The sequence below is a fragment of the Cryptosporangium phraense genome, assembly GCF_006912135.1.
Classification (GTDB): Bacteria; Actinomycetota; Actinomycetes; order Mycobacteriales; family Cryptosporangiaceae; genus Cryptosporangium; species Cryptosporangium phraense.
Genome location: NZ_VIRS01000012.1, coordinates 169933 through 188451, shown reverse-complemented (window position 1 = coordinate 188451; position 18519 = coordinate 169933). Strand labels below are relative to the sequence as shown.

The 18519-nt window shown below is 72.2% G+C and carries 12 protein-coding genes; 9 read left to right on the top strand and 3 right to left on the bottom strand.

Annotation, left to right across the window (positions count from 1 at the left end):
• Positions 1 to 26: 26 nt before the first annotated feature.
• Together FL583_RS18700 and FL583_RS42990 are read left to right on the top strand one after the other, a co-directional pair.
• Entirely contained in the window at positions 27 to 425 is a 399-nt protein-coding gene (locus FL583_RS18700) for a roadblock/LC7 domain-containing protein (protein WP_142705963.1), read from the top strand.
• 362 nt (positions 426 to 787) lie between these two features.
• Positions 788 to 1156: a hypothetical protein gene (locus FL583_RS42990; RefSeq protein ID WP_142706007.1), complete on the top strand. Its 369-nt coding sequence runs from the start codon at positions 788 to 790 to the stop codon at positions 1154 to 1156.
• Between the two features lie 131 nt (positions 1157 to 1287).
• Here FL583_RS42990 and FL583_RS18690 read toward each other — a convergent pair whose 3' ends face one another.
• The 3 genes from FL583_RS18690 to FL583_RS18680 are packed head-to-tail and all read right to left on the bottom strand — an operon-like array spanning position 1288 to position 3128.
• Entirely contained in the window at positions 1288 to 1782 is a 495-nt protein-coding gene (locus FL583_RS18690) for a VOC family protein (protein ID WP_142705962.1), read from the bottom strand.
• 10 nt (positions 1783 to 1792) lie between these two features.
• Positions 1793 to 2533 (bottom strand): pirin family protein, encoded by a 741-nt coding sequence (locus FL583_RS18685; protein WP_142705961.1) that lies wholly within the window; start codon positions 2531 to 2533, stop codon positions 1793 to 1795.
• 34 nt (positions 2534 to 2567) lie between these two features.
• Entirely contained in the window at positions 2568 to 3128 is a 561-nt protein-coding gene (locus FL583_RS18680) for a YceI family protein (RefSeq protein WP_142705960.1), read from the bottom strand.
• Between the two features lie 91 nt (positions 3129 to 3219).
• On the opposite strand from FL583_RS18680, the gene FL583_RS18675 reads away from it, so the two are divergent.
• The 7 genes from FL583_RS18675 to FL583_RS41740 all read left to right on the top strand — a co-directional run bounded on the left by FL583_RS18675 (position 3220) and on the right by FL583_RS41740 (position 18393).
• Positions 3220 to 3690, top strand: coding sequence for a MarR family winged helix-turn-helix transcriptional regulator (locus FL583_RS18675; protein ID WP_142705959.1), 471 nt, complete (start codon positions 3220 to 3222; stop codon positions 3688 to 3690).
• Between the two features lie 33 nt (positions 3691 to 3723).
• Positions 3724 to 4722 (top strand): glucose-6-phosphate dehydrogenase (coenzyme-F420), encoded by a 999-nt coding sequence (fgd, locus tag FL583_RS18670; protein WP_142705958.1) that lies wholly within the window; start codon positions 3724 to 3726, stop codon positions 4720 to 4722.
• A 161-nt stretch (positions 4723 to 4883) separates the two neighbouring features.
• Entirely contained in the window at positions 4884 to 7121 is a 2238-nt protein-coding gene (fxsT, locus tag FL583_RS18665; RefSeq protein WP_170323731.1) for an FxSxx-COOH system tetratricopeptide repeat protein, read from the top strand.
• Positions 7122 to 7732: 611 nt separating this feature from the next.
• Positions 7733 to 9418 carry a fatty acyl-AMP ligase gene (locus tag FL583_RS18660; RefSeq protein WP_142705956.1) on the top strand — a complete coding sequence of 562 codons (1686 nt, stop codon included), beginning with the start codon at positions 7733 to 7735 and terminating at the stop codon, positions 9416 to 9418.
• On the top strand, positions 9405 to 15863 hold the full coding sequence (locus FL583_RS18655; protein ID WP_142705955.1) for a type I polyketide synthase: 6459 nt from the start codon (positions 9405 to 9407) through the stop codon (positions 15861 to 15863). The genes FL583_RS18660 and FL583_RS18655 overlap by 14 nt, the downstream gene beginning before the upstream one ends.
• Positions 15860 to 17431 carry an acyl-CoA carboxylase subunit beta gene (locus tag FL583_RS18650; protein ID WP_142705954.1) on the top strand — a complete coding sequence of 524 codons (1572 nt, stop codon included), beginning with the start codon at positions 15860 to 15862 and terminating at the stop codon, positions 17429 to 17431. The genes FL583_RS18655 and FL583_RS18650 overlap by 4 nt, the downstream gene beginning before the upstream one ends.
• Positions 17428 to 18393 carry an alpha/beta hydrolase gene (locus FL583_RS41740; RefSeq protein ID WP_142705953.1) on the top strand — a complete coding sequence of 322 codons (966 nt, stop codon included), beginning with the start codon at positions 17428 to 17430 and terminating at the stop codon, positions 18391 to 18393. Before FL583_RS18650 ends, FL583_RS41740 begins: the two co-directional genes overlap by 4 nt.
• Positions 18394 to 18519: the final 126 nt, after the last annotated feature.

Genomic DNA, 18519 nt, shown 5'->3' with positions numbered 1-18519 from the left:
GGCCAGCTAGACCGGAAAGGAGACGGGTGGACAACGTCGAGCACGAGGTGCTTGCCGAGATCCGGGGTCTGCGCGACCGGGTCCGGCACGTGTCAGGCAGCCTCGTCTCCCGAGCGGACGGCTTGTTGATCGCCCACGACACCCACGGTGTCCAGCCGGAGGGGATGGCCGCCCTCTCCGCCACGACGCTCGGTCTGAGCGAACGGATCGCGATCGAGGCCGGACACGGACGATTCCAGGAGGCGCTGGTGCGCGGGACCTACGGGTACGTCGTCACCTACGCAGCCGGCACCTACGCGGTGCTGACCGTTCTCGCAGCCGCCGAGACGAACCTCGGACGTCTGCACCTCGAAGCTCGGGCACTCGCCGACCGCGTCGGCTCGCTGGTGGACGCCGCGGAGAGCGCCGGAGGTGGCTGGCTTTGAACAGCGACCGCTGGTGGTCGCGGGCGAGGGGGCGTCACCGCCGACGCACCTCGACGCCGGACCACGAATTACCCCAGGACGCGGCGGTGGCCGAGGCGACCGGCGCCGGCAGTTACCCGGTGCCGATCGACGGCGCCTACCCGGTGCAGTACGTCGGCGGATACCCGGTGTTCGCCGCCGCGCCGGTCGATGAGGACTACGCCGCCCGCATCGAGGCGGCGGTCAGTCCCCTTCCGACGGGACCGCCCGTCGAGGGGCCACTGCCGGAGCCGCCGGTGTTGACCCCACCCGCAGTACCCGCCGCCGTCCCCGACGGCGGTACCGACCCCGCACTGCAATCACATCGCAAGGGAGTAGTTGTCATGAACCTGGAAGCTTCGCTCAAGGAAGCCATGAACATCGAGGGCGCGATGGGCATCGCGGTCATCGACTACAACAGCGGCATGCCGCTGGGCACGCTGACCTCGGTGAACGACCTCGACCTGGACGTCGTCGCGGCCGGTACGACCGACTTCGTGCGGGCCAAGATGCGGACGCTCGAGCTCATGCGTCTCGACGAGCCGATCGAGGACATCCTGGTGACGCTGGTTTCCCAGTACCACCTGATCCGCCCGCTGACCTCGCGCAACGGCAAGGGCCTGTTCCTCTACCTGATGCTCGACAAGGCCCGCGGCAACCTCGCCCTGGCCCGCCACCGCCTCACCCGCATCGAGCGCGAGATCGAGGTGTAGTGGGCGGCCCGCCCAGAACGACGCTGACAGCCGCGCCGCACTCCTCGAGTATTTCCGTATACGCGGCGTCGAGCGGCGCGGATGTCAGCGTCGCCCTGGGCGGGCTCCAGGTCAAAACAAGAGCGCGCTACTCACAGCACGTGTTGGCCGTACATCTCGCCGAGGGGGTCGGCGATCAGCTCGATCCGGGCCCCGTCGGGGTCGCGGAAGTACACCGACACCCCGCTGTGCACGGCGTGCTCCACGCCGGAGTCGGTGAGCTTACGGACCAGGTACTCCCACTTCTCCGGCTCCACCGAGATCGCGACGTGGTGCAACCCACCGAGCACCTCGGCGTACGGCCCGACGTCCAGGCCCGGGAAGTCGAAGAACGCCAGCAGGTTGCCGTTCCCGATGTCGAAGAAGAAGTGCGACGAGCCCGGGTAGTCCCGGTTCTCGATCAGCTCGGTCAGCGGGAACTCCAGCAGGTCCTGGTAGAACCAGATCGTCCGCTCGACGCTGCTGCTGATCAGCGCGGTGTGGTGCAGCCCCCGCGCCGACGACGCCGGCCGGATGCCTTCCGGCTGCAGGTACGTGTCCCGGAGCAGCCCGCGCTGCTTCTCGATGGCGGCGAGATCGACGGTCATCGTGGCCTCCTCATGAAGCGATCGTCGCGTGCATTTCCCACACCAGCATCTCGGCGTCCGCGTCGGCGGTCACCCGGGCTCCGCCCACGGCGGTCAGCCGGGCCGCGTCGCCCTCAGCCAGGGGGCCGGGCCCCTCCAGGGTCACCGCGCCGCGAGCGACGAAGACGTGCAGGTACGGCGCGTCCGGCAGTTGCACGGACGACCCCGCGGCCAGCCGGGCCACGTGCAGGGCCGCGTACCTGTTCCGGATCCGGATCGCCGAGTCGTGTTCCGCCATCCCGGACGCGACCGGCACCAGCCCGCCCCGCAGCAGCTCGTCCTCGATCTCCAGCTGCTGGTAGCCGGGGTCGATCCCGGCCTCGTCGGGCAGCACCCACATCTGGACGAAGTGCACGGGCTCGGTGACGCCGACCGTGTCGTTCTTCTCCGAGTGCAGGATCCCGCGCCCGGCGCTCATCCGCTGGGCCAGCCCCGGATAGATGACGCCCGAATGCCCGGACGAGTCCTGGTGCACCAGCGACCCCTGCAGGACCCACGTCACGATCTCCATGTCGCGGTGCGGGTGCGTCTCGAAGCCGGCCCCGGGCCGCACGATGTCGTCGTTGTTGACCAGCAGCAACCCGTGATGGGTGTTGGCCGGGTCGTAGTGCGGCCCGAACGAGAACGAGTGCTTCGAGTCGAGCCAGTCGATCTTCGTCCGGACACGCGAAGCGGAGGGGCGGACGTCGACCGAAGATTTCATGTCGACCATCCTCCCCTCCGCTGCGGAAGCCGGGAAGTACGGCTCAGGCGTTCTTGATCGCCGAGACCTCGAACTCCAGCGTGATCTTGTCGCTGACCAGCACGCCGCCGGTCTCGAGCGCGGCGTTCCAGGTGATGCCGAAGTCCTGACGGTTGATCGTCACGGAGCCCTCGAAGCCGATCCGGACGTTGCCGAACGGGTCCTTCGCGGCGCCCTCGAACGCGAACGGGATCGTGATCGACTTGGTCACGCCCTTGATCGTCAGGTCGCCGGTCACCTCGTAGTTGTCGGCGTCGACGGCCTTGACCGAGGTGGAGGCCCAGGTGATCTCCGGGTACTCGGCCGGGTTGATGAAGTCGTTGCTGCGGAGGTGACCGTCGCGCTGCTCGTTGCGGGTGTCGATGCTGGCGGTCTTGATGACGACCTTGGCCGACGACTTCTCCGGGTTCTCGCCGTCGACGACGGCCGAGCCCTCGAACTCGTTGAACGAGCCACGGACCTTGGTGACCATCGCGTGACGGGCCACGAAACCGATGCGGGTGTGGCTCGGGTCGAGCGTGTACTCGCCGGTGAGGTCCGAGAGAGTGAAGGCGGGCGCGGTCATATCTTGCTCCTTGGGGAGAACTGGTTGATGCTTCAAGTACGCTAGACCGAACTTGGATGACGTGTCAACTATTCCCCGGTACAGTGGGGGTATGACAGACACCCGGTGGCTCGACGCCGACGAGCAGCGGGCGTGGCGCCGGTACCTGCGGATGCAGTCCGAGCTCACGGCCCATCTGGCCCGGCAGCTACAGACTGAATCGGAACTCTCGCTCGCCGACTTCGAAGTTCTCGTCAATTTGACCGATGTTCCCGAGGGCCGGCTGCGGGTGACCGAGCTGGCCAAGGCCCTCCAGTGGGAGAAGAGCCGGCTCTCGCACCACTTCGCGCGGATGGAGAAGCGCGGTCTCGTCGTCCGGGAAGACTGCCCCAGCGACGCCCGCGGCGCGTTCGTCGTGCTCACGCCGGCCGGCCGTTCGGCGATCGAGGCCGCCGCGCCCGGGCACGTCGAGACCGTGCGGCGGCTGATGTTCGACGGGCTCACCCACGAGCAGGTCGAGGCGCTCACGACGATCGCCGACGTGGTACTCGCCCGGATCGAAGGCCAAACCAACGGGGCATGATGGGTTGAGAGATCGCGACGAGGGGAGCACCCGGTGCTGAAGTTCGGCTACAAGGCATCCGCGGAGCAGTTCGGGCCACGGGAACTGCTCGACTACGGAATCCAGGCCGAGCAGAACGGCTTCGACTCGGTCTGGGTGTCCGACCACCTGCAACCCTGGCGCCACGACGGCGGCCACGCGCCGAACGCGATCGCCTGGCTCGGCGCCCTCGGCGCCAGCACCGAGCGCGTCCAGCTCGGCACCAGCGTGCTGACCCCGACCTTCCGCTACCACCCGGGCCTGGTGGCCCAGGTCTTCGCCACGCTCGGCCTGCTCAACCCCGATCGGATGATCCTCGGCGTCGGCTCGGGCGAGTCGATGAACGAGGTTCCGCTCGGCGTCGAGTGGCCCGAGGGCAAGGAACGGTTCGCCCGCCTCAAAGAGGCGATCGAGATCATCAAGCTTCTCTGGAGCGAGGACCGCGTCGACTACAACGGCCAATTCTGGACGTTGGACAAGGCGACGATCTACGACAAGCCGGAGAAGCCCGTCCCGCTGTACGTGGCCGGCAGTGGCCCGTCGGCGACCCGGATGGCCGGCCGCGTGGGCGACGGCTACATCACGACGTCCGGCAAGGCGCCCGAGCTGTACACCGACAAGCTGATGCCGGCGCTGAACGAGGGCGCCGAGAAGGCCGGGCGGACGATCAAGGACCTCGACCTGATGATGGAGGTCAAGGTCTCGTTCGACCCCGACCGGGAGAAGGCGCTCGAGGCCACCCGGTACTGGGGCGCGCTCGCGCTCAAGCCGGAAGAGAAGAGCGACGTCGACGACCCGATCGAGATGCAGCGGCTGGCCGACGCGCTGCCCACCGAGCGCACCGCGTCCCGGTTCATCGTCTCGACCGACCCCGAGGAGCACGTCACCGCGATCAAGCGGTACATCGACCTCGGCTTCACCCACCTCGTCTTCCACGCCCCGGGGCCCGATCAGTCCCGGTTCCTGAAGCTCTACGGCGAGCAGATCCTGCCGCTCCTGCGCAAGCTCGGCTGAGCCGGGTCCACAGTGTCCGGCGCCCGGCGATGCCGGCCGCCGGACACTGTCACCACTTCATGCGCAGTCCTCACGTGTGAATGCGGGTCTGGCGGTTACATTCAGACGTCAGAGTGGCACTCAATGTGGCCCCTGGGTTGCATCTGATCGAGGTGAGGGGCGTGAGCGGGGTTCGTCGGCGTTTCGTGATCTCGCACGTCGGCCGGGATCGGCCGTGGGCGGAGTGGATCGCGGCCCGGCTCGCTGACGCCGGTGAGACCGACACCCTCGACGTGCAGCTGGTCAGCTGGCGCTGGGACACCGGAGTTCCGCTGGTCACGGCCCTCGAGCAGGCGATGTTCGAGGCCGAGAACGGCGTCGACCGCATCGTCGTCGTCTTCTCCGAGGCGCTGCTCGAGGCTCACGCGTACGTCGCCGAACAGCGCGGGGAGCTGCGTCCGGATCTGGCGCTGCTCGGGAAGGTCGTCCCGGTCCGGGTCGAGGCGGTCCGGTTGCCGGAACCGTGGTCGGGCGCGTCCGGGCCGGCGTTGCACGACACCCCGCCGATCGAGGCGGCCGACCGGCTGGTGACCGCGGTGCTCGGGGGAGTGGCCGCATCCCGGGCCGCCGGGCGCCTGGCCCGCACCGAGACCGGCGGTCCGGCGCTGGTGGCGCCCCGGCCGCGGTTGCCCGGCCATCGTCCGGACCACTGGAACGCCCCGGCCCGGGACGACGTCTTCGTCGGCCGGGACGAGTCGCTGATCGCCCTGCGCACCGCGCTGTCGAACGGCGGCCGGGTCGCGGTCGAGGGTCGCTACGGCATGGGCGGGGTCGGCAAGACCCGGCTCGCGCTGGAGTACGTGCACCGGTTCGGGTCCGACTACGACCTGGTCTGGTGGATCCCGGCCGATCGCCCGGTGCTGATCGGCGACCAGTTCGCCGCGCTGGCCGTGCGGCTCGGGCTGGTCGGGCCGGAGACCGACACCGGCACCGCGGCCACCGTCGCCCGCACCTACCTGCGCCGGCACGCGAACTGGCTGATCGTGTTCGACAACGCCGAGTCGTCCGAGGCCCTGACGCCCTGGCTCCCCGGCGGCGACGGGCACACGATCGTCACCTCCCGGACGTCCGGCTGGGCCGCGGTGGCCGCCCGGCTCGAGGTCGACCTGCTCAGCCGGGCCGAGTCGATCCTGCTGCTCCGGCGTCGGGACCCGACGCTGACCGTCGTCGAGGCCGGGCGGCTCGCGGCGGTGCTCGGTGACCTGCCGCTCTCGGTCGTGCTCGCGGTCGGGTTCCTGGCCGAGACCGGCACCCGGGCCGAGGACTACCTCACCGAGCTGGCCCAGCACGTCACCGACGTGCTCGACGAGCACCGCTCGGTCAACTACCCCCACGCGCTGGCCGGTGCGATCGCCACCGCGACCAGCTGGCTCGCGACGCGCGACCCGGTCGCGCTGGCGGTGGCCAGGGTCTGCGCGTTCCTCGCGCCGGCGCCGATCCCGGTCGGCATGCTCGGTCTGCTCGACCCCGACCTGCCCGAGCCGGTCGACCGCCGCCGCGGTGTGCATCCCCTGGCCGCGCTCGAGGGCATCTCGGACGGCACCGCGCTGCTCCAGCGGGCGATCGGGCGGTTGCAGCGGCTGGGGATCGTCCAGGTCGAGCGGGCGAGCCGGTTCGGCGTCCGGGTGGGGGATCCGCTCAACGGCAGCAACGGGGTCGTGAGCCTGCACCGGCTCGTCGCGGCGATCTTCCGCGACCAGCTGGGCCTGCGCGGCCAGCCCGACTCCGAGCGTCAGGACGCGGTCCGCGCCCACGTCGACGCGCTGATCGCGGCGGCCGACCCCGGCGATCCGGCCGACCCCGACCGGTGGGCCAGCTGGACGCTGCTCCTGCCGCACGTCTACGCGGCCGAGCCCACGATGTCGGACAGCGCGCCGCTGCGCGCGACCGCGGTCTCCGCGGCCCGCCTGCTGCTCGCCCGCGGCGACGTCCGGTCGGCCCGCGACCTCGCCGACCAGCTGCACCGCCGTTGGCTCGACCGGCTCGGCCCGGATTCCGAGGACACCCTCCGTGCGGCCCGCTGTCTCGCTCAGACCATGCGGACGCTCGGCCGCTTCGACGCCGCCCAGGAGCTGGACGCCGACCTGCTGAAGCGTCGTCGGGAGAAGCTCGGTGACGACCACACCGACAGCCTGGCCGCCGCCGCCGACCTGGCCGACGACGCCTACGCGCTCGGTGACGTCCGGATGGCCCGCGCGCTCGACGAGGACGTGCTGGCCCGGCGTCAGCGCGTCTTCGGCGAGTCGCACCCGGACGCGCTCAACTCGGCGCTACGCCTGGCCCGGGACCTGGCCGCTCTGGGCGACGCCAAACGAGCCGCCGAACTACGCCGCTGGGTAGAAGACCGAGACGTGAGCTGATCCCGACTGACGCCGGCGCCCCGGCCCGGGCCGGCCAGTGCCCGGCGCAACGGTCGCCTCCTGCCCGATGGAGCGCGCGGTCCCGGGCGCGCGCCTGGCGGGCTTGGGTGATGCGCCGGATCGCTGTTCTGCACCCCGGGCCACGCCAAGACCGACGCCCGCGATGCCCAAGTCCTCACGGACGCGGCCCACACCGTGGCCCAGATGTTGCTCGGCTTCAACGACAACCTGGCCTGCTCACCCGGATCCAGCCCGCCGCAGACCCGGCGGTCCTCGAGCTGCTGTCCCGCTTCGGCGGACCGGCCGGCCTCCGCCCGGCCTACTACGACCGCGAACGCGCCAAAGGCAAGCGCCACAACGCCGCTCTCATCGTGCGAGTGCCCAACGGGGTAAGGCCCCGATAAGGCACGTGCGGACGTATTCTTCCGCACATTCTTCTGCGACGGATTAGCAATTGTCCCGCACACCCCGGAACCCGCAATTGTGCCGCCCATGACAAGGTTGACAGTGTCCGATGGCGAAATTACTGTGACCGCACTCCACGGGCCGAATGATCTCCCCGAATTCGCATTGCCACCGGCGTGGAGTTTCTCGAGTTACAGGGAGCCCCGATGCCACCCGCCGCTCTCGACCGGATGTCACCGCTACCCCACCACCTCACCCACTGGGCCGGCCTCACCCCCGACGACACCGCGCTGACGTTCCTCGACTACGGCACCGACCCCGGCGGCCTCGCCCGCACGCTGACGTGGGCCCAACTCGACCGGCGGGTCACCGCCGCCGCCGCCCGGTTCCAGCGGACCGCGCGACGCGGCGACCGGGTCGCACTCCTGGCCCCGCCGGGCCTCGACTACGTCGTCGGCTTCCTGGGCGCGCTGCGAGCGGGGATCATCGCGGTTCCGCTGTTCAGCCCGGACCTGCCCGGCCACGGTGACCGCCTGGCCGCGGTGCTGACCGACTGCGAGCCCGCCACGGTGGCGACGGTTTCCGGCTCCCGGGCGGTGGCGGACGCTTTCCTTTCCGACGTCGGTGGTTCGCCGCACATCGTCGATCTGGACGACCTGGCGGAAGACGCGGTCGGGCCGGTGGACCTCGACCCGGAAGAGGTCGCCTACCTGCAGTACACGTCCGGGTCGACGCGGACGCCGTCCGGCGTGATGATCAGCCACCGGAACGTCGTGGCGAACGCGCACCAGGGCGCGGTGCTCTACGGCGCGGAGTACGGACGTTCCACATTGGTGAGCTGGTTACCGCTGTTCCACGACATGGGCCTGGTGCTGACCGCGGCCGGCGGAATCGTTTATGGACTCCCGGCCGTCTTTACCGATCCGGTCGCGTTCCTGATGCGTCCGGTGCGCTGGCTGGAGATGCTCTCGCACTTCCCGGGCGGAATTACCGCGGCGCCGAATTTCGCATTCGACTACTGCGCGAAACGAATTCCGGCCGCCGAGCGGGCCGGGCTGCGGCTGGAGAACGCCGACCTGATCATCAACGCGGCCGAGCCGGTGCAGGCCGGCACCCTCGATCGGTTCGTGGAGACGTTCGCCCCGCACGGCCTGCGTCCGGAGGCGCTGTCGGCGGCCTACGGGCTGGCCGAGGCGACCGTGCTCGTCACCTGCTCGCCCTACGACGAGCCGTACCGGTCGCGCGAGCTCTCCGGGCTCTCCGAGGGCCTGGCGGTGCCCGGGAGCGGCCCGCGGATGGTGGCCTGCGGCGGCGCGGCCAACCCGGAGGCGGCGTCGCTGACCGTGGTCGACGCAACCGGGCGGCCGTGCCCCGACGGGCAGGTCGGGGAGATCTGGGTGGCCGGGCCGAACGTCGCGGCCGGGTACTGGAAGCGGCCGGAGGAGTCGGCCGAGACGTTCCGGCCCGACGGCCGGCTCCGCACCGGAGACCTCGGCGTGCTCGTCGACGGCGAACTGTTCGTGACCGGCCGGATCAAGGACCTGATCATCGTCGACGGCCGGAACCACTACCCGCACGACGTCGAGGCGACGGTCGAGGACGCGCACGGGATCGTCGGGCGGCACCGCAGCGCCGCGTTCTCGGTTCCGGCCGAGGACGGCGAGGTGTTGGTGGTGGTGGCCGAGGTCTCGCGGCACGCGTCGCCCTCGTCCGACGACCTGGACGCGGCCCGGACGGCCGTGCGGCGAGCCGTCACGGCCCGGCACGGGGTGCCGGTGCACGACGTCGTGCTGGTGGCGCCGAACGACGTGCCGCGGACGTCGAGCGGCAAGATCGCGCGGCTGGCGACCCGCGCCCGGTACCTCGAAGGGTCGCTCGATGTCCGAGGCTGAGTTACGGGAGTGGCTCGTCCGACGCCTCGGCGCCGACGACCCCTCGCTCGCGTTCGTCGACATCGGACTCTCGTCACGGGACGCGGTGGCGCTGGTCGGTGAGCTGGAGCGCGAAATAGGACGGTCGCTGCCGCCCACGCTCCCCTGGGAGTTCCCGACGATCGCGCAGCTGGCCGGGAAACTCGCCGAGCTCGTGAACGATGACCTGACCGCGTCCGTCAGTAAGGGAGCGAGCCCGTCGGCCCGTGAAGCTGTCGACTCGCCGGTTCGTGGAGCCACCGGCGAGTCGGCCGGCAGTTCGGACGCCTCGCCAGCGTCCGGAGCTGCCTCGGCCGACGGGCTTGTTGCCGTCGTGGGGCTCGGGTGCCGGTTCCCCGGGGCGTCGGGGCCGGCGGAGTTCTGGCAGCTTCTGGAGTCGGGGCGCAGCGCCGTCCGGGAGGTGCCGGCCGACCGGTGGGAGCAGTTCACCGACGGCTCGGCCGCGGACTCGGCGGTGCTGGCCTCGCTGAACCGCTGGGGCGGGTTCCTGGACGACATCAGCGGCTTCGACGCCGAGTTCTTCGGGATCAGCCCGCGCGAAGCCGACCTGATGGACCCGCAGCAACGGCTGGTGCTGGAGGTCGCGTGGGAGGCGATCACCCAGGCCGGCCTCGACCTGGCCGGAACCGCGACCGGCGTGTTCGTCGGGGCGTCCGGCACCGAGTACGGGCACCTGACCGGTGCGTCGCTGTCGTCGATCGACGCCTGGACCGCGACCGGATCGGCGCTGTCGATCGTCAGCAACCGCCTGTCGTACGCGCTCGACCTGCTCGGGCCGAGCGTCACGCTCGACACCGCGTGCTCGTCGTCGCTGGTCGCGGTGCACCAGGCGTGCGCGAGCCTGCGCGCCGGGGAGTGCGACACCGCGCTGGCCGGGGGAGTCAACCTCCTGCTCTCGCCGTCGGTGACGGCGACGTTCGACCGGGCCGGCGTGCTGTCGGCCGACGGGACCGGCAAGGCGTTCGACGCGGCCGCGGACGGGATCGCGCGCGGCGAGGGGTGCGGGATCGTCGTGCTCAAGCGCCTGGCCGACGCCCGGCGCGACGGCGACCGGGTGCTGGCGGTGATCCGCGGCTCGGGCGTCAACCAGGACGGCCGGTCGAACGGGCTGACCGCGCCCAACCCGGCGGCCCAGTCTTTGCTTCTCGAACGGGTGTATTCGCAGGCCGGCGTGTCGCCGACCTCGGTGGACTACGTCGAGGCGCACGGCACCGGCACGCTGCTCGGCGACCCGATCGAGGCCCGGGCGCTCGGTACCGCGCTGGGCGCCGGACGCGAGGCGGATCGGCCGCTCCTGATCGGGTCGGTGAAGACGAACCTCGGGCATCTGGAGGCGGCGGCCGGCGTCGCCGGGCTGATCAAGGTCGTGCTGGCGATGGCGCACCGGCGGATCCCGGCGTCGCTGTACTACACGACCCCGAACCCGCACATCCCGTTCGACGAGGCGCGGCTCTCGGTCGCGGCGGCGGCCCGGCCGTGGCCCCGGTACGCCGGGGTGGCGCGGGCCGGGGTGTCGGCGTTCGGGTTCGGCGGGACGAACGCGCACGTCGTCCTGGAGGAGTACGTGACGACGCCGCCGCGCCGGAAACCGCGGTCGACCGGACCGGCCACGACGCTGCTGCTCTCGGCGCCGAGCGCGGAGCGGGTACGGGCGCTGGCCGGAGCTCTCTCCCGCTGCGGGGCGCGGCCGGAAGACCTGGCGTCAACGCTGGCCCACCGGCGCGTTCGGAGCCGCACCCGCGCGGCCGTGGTCGTCCGGCCGGGGGACGAGGTGGTGGCGCTGGAACGGCTGGCCGCGGGAGAAGAGTGGCCGGGCGTCGTCGTCGGGCCCGAGCGGGTGTCGGCTCCGCCCACCGGGCCGGTGTGGGTGTTCTCGGGGTACGGGTCGCACTGGGCCGGGATGGGCCAGCGGCTGTTCGCCGAGGAGCCGCTGTTCGCGGACGCCGTCCGGCGGCTCGACGCGTACCTCCCCGGCTTCGCGGAGTCGATCGCGACCGGGACGAAGCCGCCGGACCTGGCGGCGATCCAGGTCGCGACGTTCGGGATCCAGCTCGCGCTGGCCGCGCTCTGGCGGGCGCACGGCGTTACGCCGTCGGCGGTGATCGGGCACTCGATGGGCGAGATCGCCGCCGCGGTCGTCGCCGGGGCGCTGTCCGAGGAGGACGGCGCCCGGGTGATCACGCTGCGGTCGCGTCTGCTGGTCGAGGCCGGGCGGCGGATCCTGGCCGCCGGTGGGGACCTGGGCGGCACGGCGGTCGTGGACCTGACCGCGGACGAGGTCGACGCGCTGGCGCCCCGGTTCCCGGGAGTGGGCGTGGCCGTGTACGGGTCGCCGACGCAGTGCACGGTGGCCGGTGACCGGACCCAGCTGAACGAGCTGGTCGCGCACGTCGAGTCGCTGGGCCGGGCGGCCCGGGTCGTGGACGTGAAAGGGGCCGCGCACTCGCCGATCATCGACGTGATCCTGCCCGACTTCCGGGCCGGGCTCGCCGGGCTGGTTCCGCGCCGGCCCGACGTGCCGGTGTACGGGACCGTGCTGACCGACCCGCGGGAGGTGCCGACGTTCGACCCGGAGTACTGGGCCGCGAACGTGCGCAGGCCGGTGCGGTTCACGCAGGCGGTGGCGGCCGCCGCCGCGGACGGGCACACGGTGTTCGTCGAGATCTCGCCGCATCCGATCGCGACGGTCCCGGTCGGGCAGACGCTCGCCGCGTGCGGGGTGCCCGACCCGGTGCTGGCCTGGACGCTGCGCCGCAACGCCGACGACCCGGTGACGTTCGCCTCCAACGTGGCGACGCTGCACGTCAACGGGGTGCCGGTGGACGTCCGGGTGCCGCGGGCGGGGTTCGTCGAGTTGCCGATCGCGCCGTGGCGTCATCGTCGGCACTGGGTCGCGTCGCGGCCTCGCGGGGGTGTGCCGGGTGTACATCCGCTGCTCGGGGTGCAGGTGTCGGCGCCGGGGCGGGAGACGTTCCGGGGATCGGTCGGTACCGGGGCGGTGCCGTGGCTCGCGGATCACCGGGTGCACGGCGTGGTCGTGCTGCCCGGGGCGGCGTTCGTGGAGCTCGTGCTGGCGGCCGGGGCGGCGGCGTTCGGGGTTCCGGCGGCGCGGGTCGCGGTGGCTGACCTGGAGCTGGAAGCGGTCTTGCCGCTGGAGGTGGGCACCGAGGTCACGACGATGGTGACCGGGGGGAAGGTGGAGGTCTGGTCGCGGTCCGCGACGGCCGGCTGGACCCGCTATGCGACGGCGACGGTGCGGGTGGCTGATCCGTCGCCGCCCGCGGGCGGCCGGGGCGAGCGACCGCCCGCGGGCGGCCGGGGCGAGCGACCGGCCGGGGGCGAGCGGGTGGACCTGTACGCGCGGGTGCCGCTCGCGGCGCAGGCGTACGGGCCGGCGTTTCGCGGGGTCGCCGAGGCCACGCTCGTCCGCGCGGCCTCGGCCGAGCGTGGTGCCGTCGCCGCGGCGCGGGTGGTTCGCCCCGAAGCAGCGGGGACGGCGGGTGGGTGGCATCTGCACCCCGCTCAGCTCGACTCCGTGCTGCAGGTGCTGGCGGTGGCCGCGCTCGGCGTCGACCTCCCGGCCGACAGCGTGTTCCTGCCGGCCGGGATCGAGTCGGTGCGCGTCTACGGCCCGCTGCCGGCCGAGGTCCTCGTCGAGGCGACCCTCTCACCGGCCGGCGAGAACGCCGGGCTCGGCGACGTCGTGGTGCGGGCGCCCGGCGGCGAGACGCTGGCCGAGCTCACCGGCGTCTACCTCCGGCGCGCCGACCGGTCCGCGATCCCGGTGCCGCTCGGCGACACGCTGTTCGAGGCGGTCTGGGAACCCGCCGAGGTGGTTCCGTCGTCGGAGACCCGGGGACGGTGGCTCGTGCTCGGGTCCGGCGACCTCGCCGACCGGGCCGCCCACCTTCTGGCGGACGCCGGCCAGCAGCTGACCCGGGCCGACGCCGACGCCACCGACGTCCTGGTGATTCCCGACGAGCCCGGCGAACCGCTCGTCCTCGCGGTGGCCGGCGTCGCCCGGATGCTCAGCGACCGGGCGTCCGCGGGCCGCTTGTGGGTGGCCACCACCGGAGCCGCCGCGGTCGGCGACGGCGAGGTACCGGATCCCGGGGTCGCCGCGGTGCGCGCGCTGATCCGGGTCCTGGGCCTGGAGCACCCCGAGCTCACCGCGACCCTGGTCGACGCCGACGACGCCGAATCGCTGGTCAGCGAGCTGCTGGCCCGTGCCCTGGACACCGAGATCGCCCGTCGCGGCCCCCGGCGCTGGGTGGCCCGCCTCGGCCGGGTGAGCCTTCCCGTGGCCGGGGCGCTGGTTCGGCCGGGTGCCTACGTGATCTCTGGGGGGCTCGGCGGGCTCGGGCTGCTGCTCGCCGAGTGGCTGACCGAGCGCGGGGCGGCCCGCGTCGTCCTGAACAGCCGGCGCGGGACGACCCGCCCGGCCGTGCTCGAGCGGCTCCGGGCCCGGGGCACCGAGATCGAGGTCGTGACCGGCGACATCGCCGACCCGGGCGTCGCCGAGGCACTCGTCGCGGCCGCGACCTCCGGCGGGATGCCGCTCGCCGGCCTGGCCCACGCGGCCGGAACCCTCGCCGATCAGGCCGTCCAGACGCTCGACGCCGAGTCGCTGCACCGGGTCTGGCGGCCCAAGGTCACCGGCGCGCAGCGCCTGCACGAGGCCACCCGGGGCCTGACCCTCGACTGGTTCCTGCTGTACTCGTCGGCCGCCGGGCTGCTCGGCTCACCCGGTCAGGCGAGCTACGCGACCGCCAACGCCTGGTTGGACGCGTTCGCCGAGTGGCGCCGGTCGCAGGGCCTGCCGGCGACGAGCATCCAGTGGGGAGCGTGGGCCGAGGTCGGTGGCGCCCGGGACTCGACGAACGTCCTGCTGGAGCCGATCAGCCCGGCCGAGGGCATGGACGCGCTGGCCGCGGTGCTCGGGTCGGGCCGGGCGGTGACCGGCGTGACCCGGCTCAACGCGGCCCAGGTGCTGGCGCTGTTCCCGCGGGTCGCGCGGATCCCGTACTACGGTCCGGTTCTGCCCGCGCTCGAACCGACGTCCGGCTGGGCCGGGCTCGACGGGCTGGATCCGGCCGAGGCCTGGACGCGGTTGATCGACCGGCTGAACTCGCGGGTGGGCGGGATCATGGGCTTCGCTCCGGACGACCTCGACCCGGACGCGCCGCTCACCGAACTGGGCCTCGACTCGCTGATGGCGGTGCGGGCCAAGAACGCGGTGGAGGCCGACTTCGGCGTCCAGCTACCCGTCCGCCTGCTGCTGCAGGGCGCGAGCCTGACCGACTTCATCGACCACATCGGACGCGAGTTGGACCTGCCACCGCGCGGCGGGCGCGGTGGCGCCGGGCGGAAGGCGCTCGGCGGGCGGGATCACACCGAGCGGCTGATCGAGGGGGCGCTGGGCCGGCCCGGGCTCGGCGTCGACGACTGGCTCGACCTCGATAAGGCGACGGCCGAGCGGCTTCACGAACGCCTGCTGGCCCGCGCGCCCGGACTGCCCCACGACCCGGCGACGCTGTTCGCGACCCCGACGATCGCGGCGATCGCCGACCTCGTCCGGCCGTTCTACGAGGAATCCGCGACGCCGCTCCGGGCCCTCCGCGCGACCGGGAGCCGGCGCCCGCTGTTCCTGGCCCACCCGGCCGGCGGCCCGACCAGCGTCTACCAGGAACTGGCCGACCTGCTGCACCCCGACCAGCCGGTCTACGGCCTGGAACGCCTCGACGAGCTGTTGACGATCGAGGCCAAGGCCACGCGCTACCTGGAGCTGGTCAGGAGCGTCCAGCCCCGGGGCCCCTACCGGCTCGGCGGCTGGTCGCTCGGCGGCTGCCTCGCCTACGAGATGGCCCAGCAGTTCGCCGCGGCCGGCGACGACGTCGAGTTCGTCGCGGTCATCGACACGATCGTCCCGCTGCCACCCGACCCGGCGAAGACCGAGCGGCAACGGATCACCGACCGTCTGATCGTGTTCCTGGACTACCTCCGCGACACGTACGGCGTCACGGTCGACGTCCCCTACGACGACCTGTTCGGCCTGGACGACGTCGGCCAGACCGACCTGCTGATGAAGCTGATGGCCGACGCCGGCCTCGGGATGAGCAAGGGCGTCCTGCAGCACCAGCGCGACTCCTACCTGGACGCCCGGATCGCCGAACGCTACGAGATCCAGCCCTACGACGGGCGGGTGATCCTCTACCGCGCTACCGAGGTGACCGACGTGATCGCGGCCCAGGATCCGCGCTACGTCCGCACCGACGAGGCCCTCGGCTTCGACCAGTGGTGCTCGGACCTGGAGATCGTGCCGCTGCCGGGCGACCACCTCTCGCTGATCGACCGCCCGAACCTGGACGTGCTGGCGAACCACCTGGACGGGGTGCTGAGACGATGACGACTACTCAGGTTCGGGGCGTCCGGACCACGGCGGCCAAGATCGCCGAGCTGGCCCGCCGCCGGGAGGTGTCCCGCCAGGGCACGCTCGCGGCCGTCGACAAGCAGCACGCCAAGGGCAAGCTGACGGCCCGGGAACGCATCGACGCGTTCCTCGACCCGGGCACGTTCGTGGAGGTCGACGCGCTGGCCCGGCACGGCGCAGGCAACTACGGCGACGACGCCCGCGAGGCGTACGGCGACGGCATCGTCACCGGGTACGGGCTGGTCGACGGACGTCCGGTCGGCGTCTACGCGCAGGACTTCACGGTGTTCGGCGGCAGCGTCGGCGAACGCGTCGGGCAGAAGATCGTCAAGGTGATGCAGCGGGCGATCGAGGTCGGCTGCCCGATCGTCGGCCTCAACGACTCCGGCGGTGCGCGGATCCAGGAGGGCGTGGCGTCGCTGGCCGCGTACGGCGAGATCGGGTACCACATCGCGCAGGCGTCCGGCGTCGTGCCGCAGATCTCGCTGATCCTCGGGCCGTGCGCCGGGGGAGCGGTCTACGGCCCGGCCGCGACCGACGTCGTCGTGATGGTGGCCGGGACGTCGCACCAGTTCGTCACCGGGCCGGACGTCGTGAAGGCGGTGACCGGGGAGTCGGTGACGTTCGAGGAGCTCGGCGGGCCGGCCGCGAACGCGGCCGCGGGCAACGTCCACTACGTCGCCGCGGACGAGCAGGACGCGCTCGACTGGGTGCAGACGCTGCTGTCGTACCTGCCGTCGAACAATCTGGACGAGCCGCCGGAGTACCCGGTCGAGATCCGGGCCGTGGCCGACGACCTGGCCCTGAACGACGTGATCCCGGACGAGCCGAACCGGCTGTACGACATGCGGTCGGTGATCGGGCACCTCGTCGACGACGGCGAGTTCCTCGAGCTGCAGGCCGCGTTCGCGCCGAACCTGCTCTGCGGGTTCGCCCGGCTCGAGGGCCGCACGGTGGGGATCGTGGCCAACCAGCCGCTGCACCTGTCCGGGGCGCTGGACATCGACGCGTCGGAGAAGGGCGCGCGGTTCATCCAGTTCTGCGACGCGTTCAACGTCCCGATCGTGACGCTGGTCGACGTGCCGGGGTATTTCCCGGGGCTGGCGCAGGAGCGGGGCGGGATCATCCGGCGCGGGGTGAAGCTGTCGTTCGCGTACGCGACGGCGACCGTGCCGATGGTGACCGTGATCGTGCGGAAGGCCTACGGCGGCGGGTACGCGTCGATGGGGTGCAAGCACTACCGGGTCGACGCGAACCTGGCCTGGCCGACCGCGGAGATCGCGGTGATGGGCGGGGAGGCCGCGGTGAGCGTGCTGTTCCGGCGGCAGTTGCAGGAGGCGGGCGACTCCGAGGAGGTGCGGGAGGCGCTGGTCGCGGCGTATCGCGAGGAGATGTGCACACCGTACGAGGCGGCGGAGCGGGGTTACGTGGACGCGGTGATCGCTCCGTCCGAGACCCGGATGGAAGTCGCGAAGGCGCTGCGGATGCTGCGCACGAAACGGAAGAGTGGACCGGCCCGCAAACACCCGAACCTCCCGCTGTGACGACCCGCAGAGCGTTCCTGGCCGGAGCGGTCGGCCTGTCGGTGGCCGGCTTCGGAGGGACCGCACGCGCGGCGGTCGGTGGGCCGGTGCGGGCCGACGACGGGGCGTACGTCCTCTCGGAGACGACCATCGACGCTCGGACCGTCGATCTGACGATCGCCTCGCCCGCGCTCGGCGGCCCCGCGTCGGCCCGCTTGCTGCTCCCGCGCGACTGGGCGAGCGCGCCGGCCGCCACCTGGCCGACGCTCTGGCTGCTGCACGGCGCGGGCGAACCGCAGGACTACCGCTCCTGGACCCACTTCACCGACGTCCAGTCGTTCCTGGCCGATCAGAACGTCCTGGTCGTCCTGCCCAGCGACGGCCTGGCCGGCTTCTACACCGACTGGCTGTTCGCGAAGAACAAACGCTGGGCGACGTTCCACATGGTCGAGCTGTTCCAGCTCCTCGAACGCGGCTACCGGGCCGGGCCGAACCGCGCGATCGCCGGGCTCTCGCTGGGCGGCTACGGAGCGCTGACCTACGCGTTCCAGTACCCGGGCCGGTTCCGGTCGGCCGCGTCCTACAGCGGTCTGGTCGACACGCTGTTCCCGGGTGCACCGGTGCTCGTCGACTCGATGGTGCTGCGGGCCGGGGAGAACCCGTTGCTGATGTGGGGTTCCCCGGTCCTCAACGTCCTCGGCTGGACCGCCCGTAACCCCACGTCGAACTTCTCGAAGCTGCGCGGGACGCAGCTCTTCCTGTCCTGCGGCAACGGCCGGAGCACCACGGGGGACGCTCCGCTCGACGCCTCGGTGCTGGAGAGCGTCGCCGCCCCGGCGAACCAGGTGCTGGCGTCGAAGCTCAGAGCGGCCGGTATCCCGGTGACGACGGATCTGGGGAACGCCGGGGTGCACGCCTGGCCGTACTGGGAACAGAAGTTCCACCAGTCCTGGCCGGTCCTGGCCGCGGGCCTGGGAGTGTGAGCGCCGCCCCCCGACGCCGGCCGGGGAGCGTGAGCAGCGCGATCGCCCCACCGGCCACCATCAGCCCGGCCGCGCACCACAGCCCGGCCGCGTAGCCGGCCGCGAACGAGCCCCGGGTGGTCACCA

Excerpts from the sequence above, each read along its gene's own strand:
- FL583_RS42990 (WP_142706007.1), top strand. The coding sequence starts at position 788 with ATGAACCTGGAAGCTTCGCTCAAGGAAGCCATGAACATCGAGGGCGCG.
- FL583_RS18690 (WP_142705962.1), bottom strand. The coding sequence starts at position 1,782 with ATGACCGTCGATCTCGCCGCCATCGAGAAGCAGCGCGGGCTGCTCCGG.
- FL583_RS18685 (WP_142705961.1), bottom strand. The coding sequence starts at position 2,533 with ATGGTCGACATGAAATCTTCGGTCGACGTCCGCCCCTCCGCTTCGCGT.
- FL583_RS18680 (WP_142705960.1), bottom strand. The coding sequence starts at position 3,128 with ATGACCGCGCCCGCCTTCACTCTCTCGGACCTCACCGGCGAGTACACG.
- FL583_RS18675 (WP_142705959.1), top strand. The coding sequence starts at position 3,220 with ATGACAGACACCCGGTGGCTCGACGCCGACGAGCAGCGGGCGTGGCGC.
- FL583_RS18660 (WP_142705956.1), top strand. The coding sequence starts at position 7,733 with ATGCCACCCGCCGCTCTCGACCGGATGTCACCGCTACCCCACCACCTC.
- FL583_RS18655 (WP_142705955.1), top strand. The coding sequence starts at position 9,405 with ATGTCCGAGGCTGAGTTACGGGAGTGGCTCGTCCGACGCCTCGGCGCC.
- FL583_RS18650 (WP_142705954.1), top strand. The coding sequence starts at position 15,860 with ATGACGACTACTCAGGTTCGGGGCGTCCGGACCACGGCGGCCAAGATC.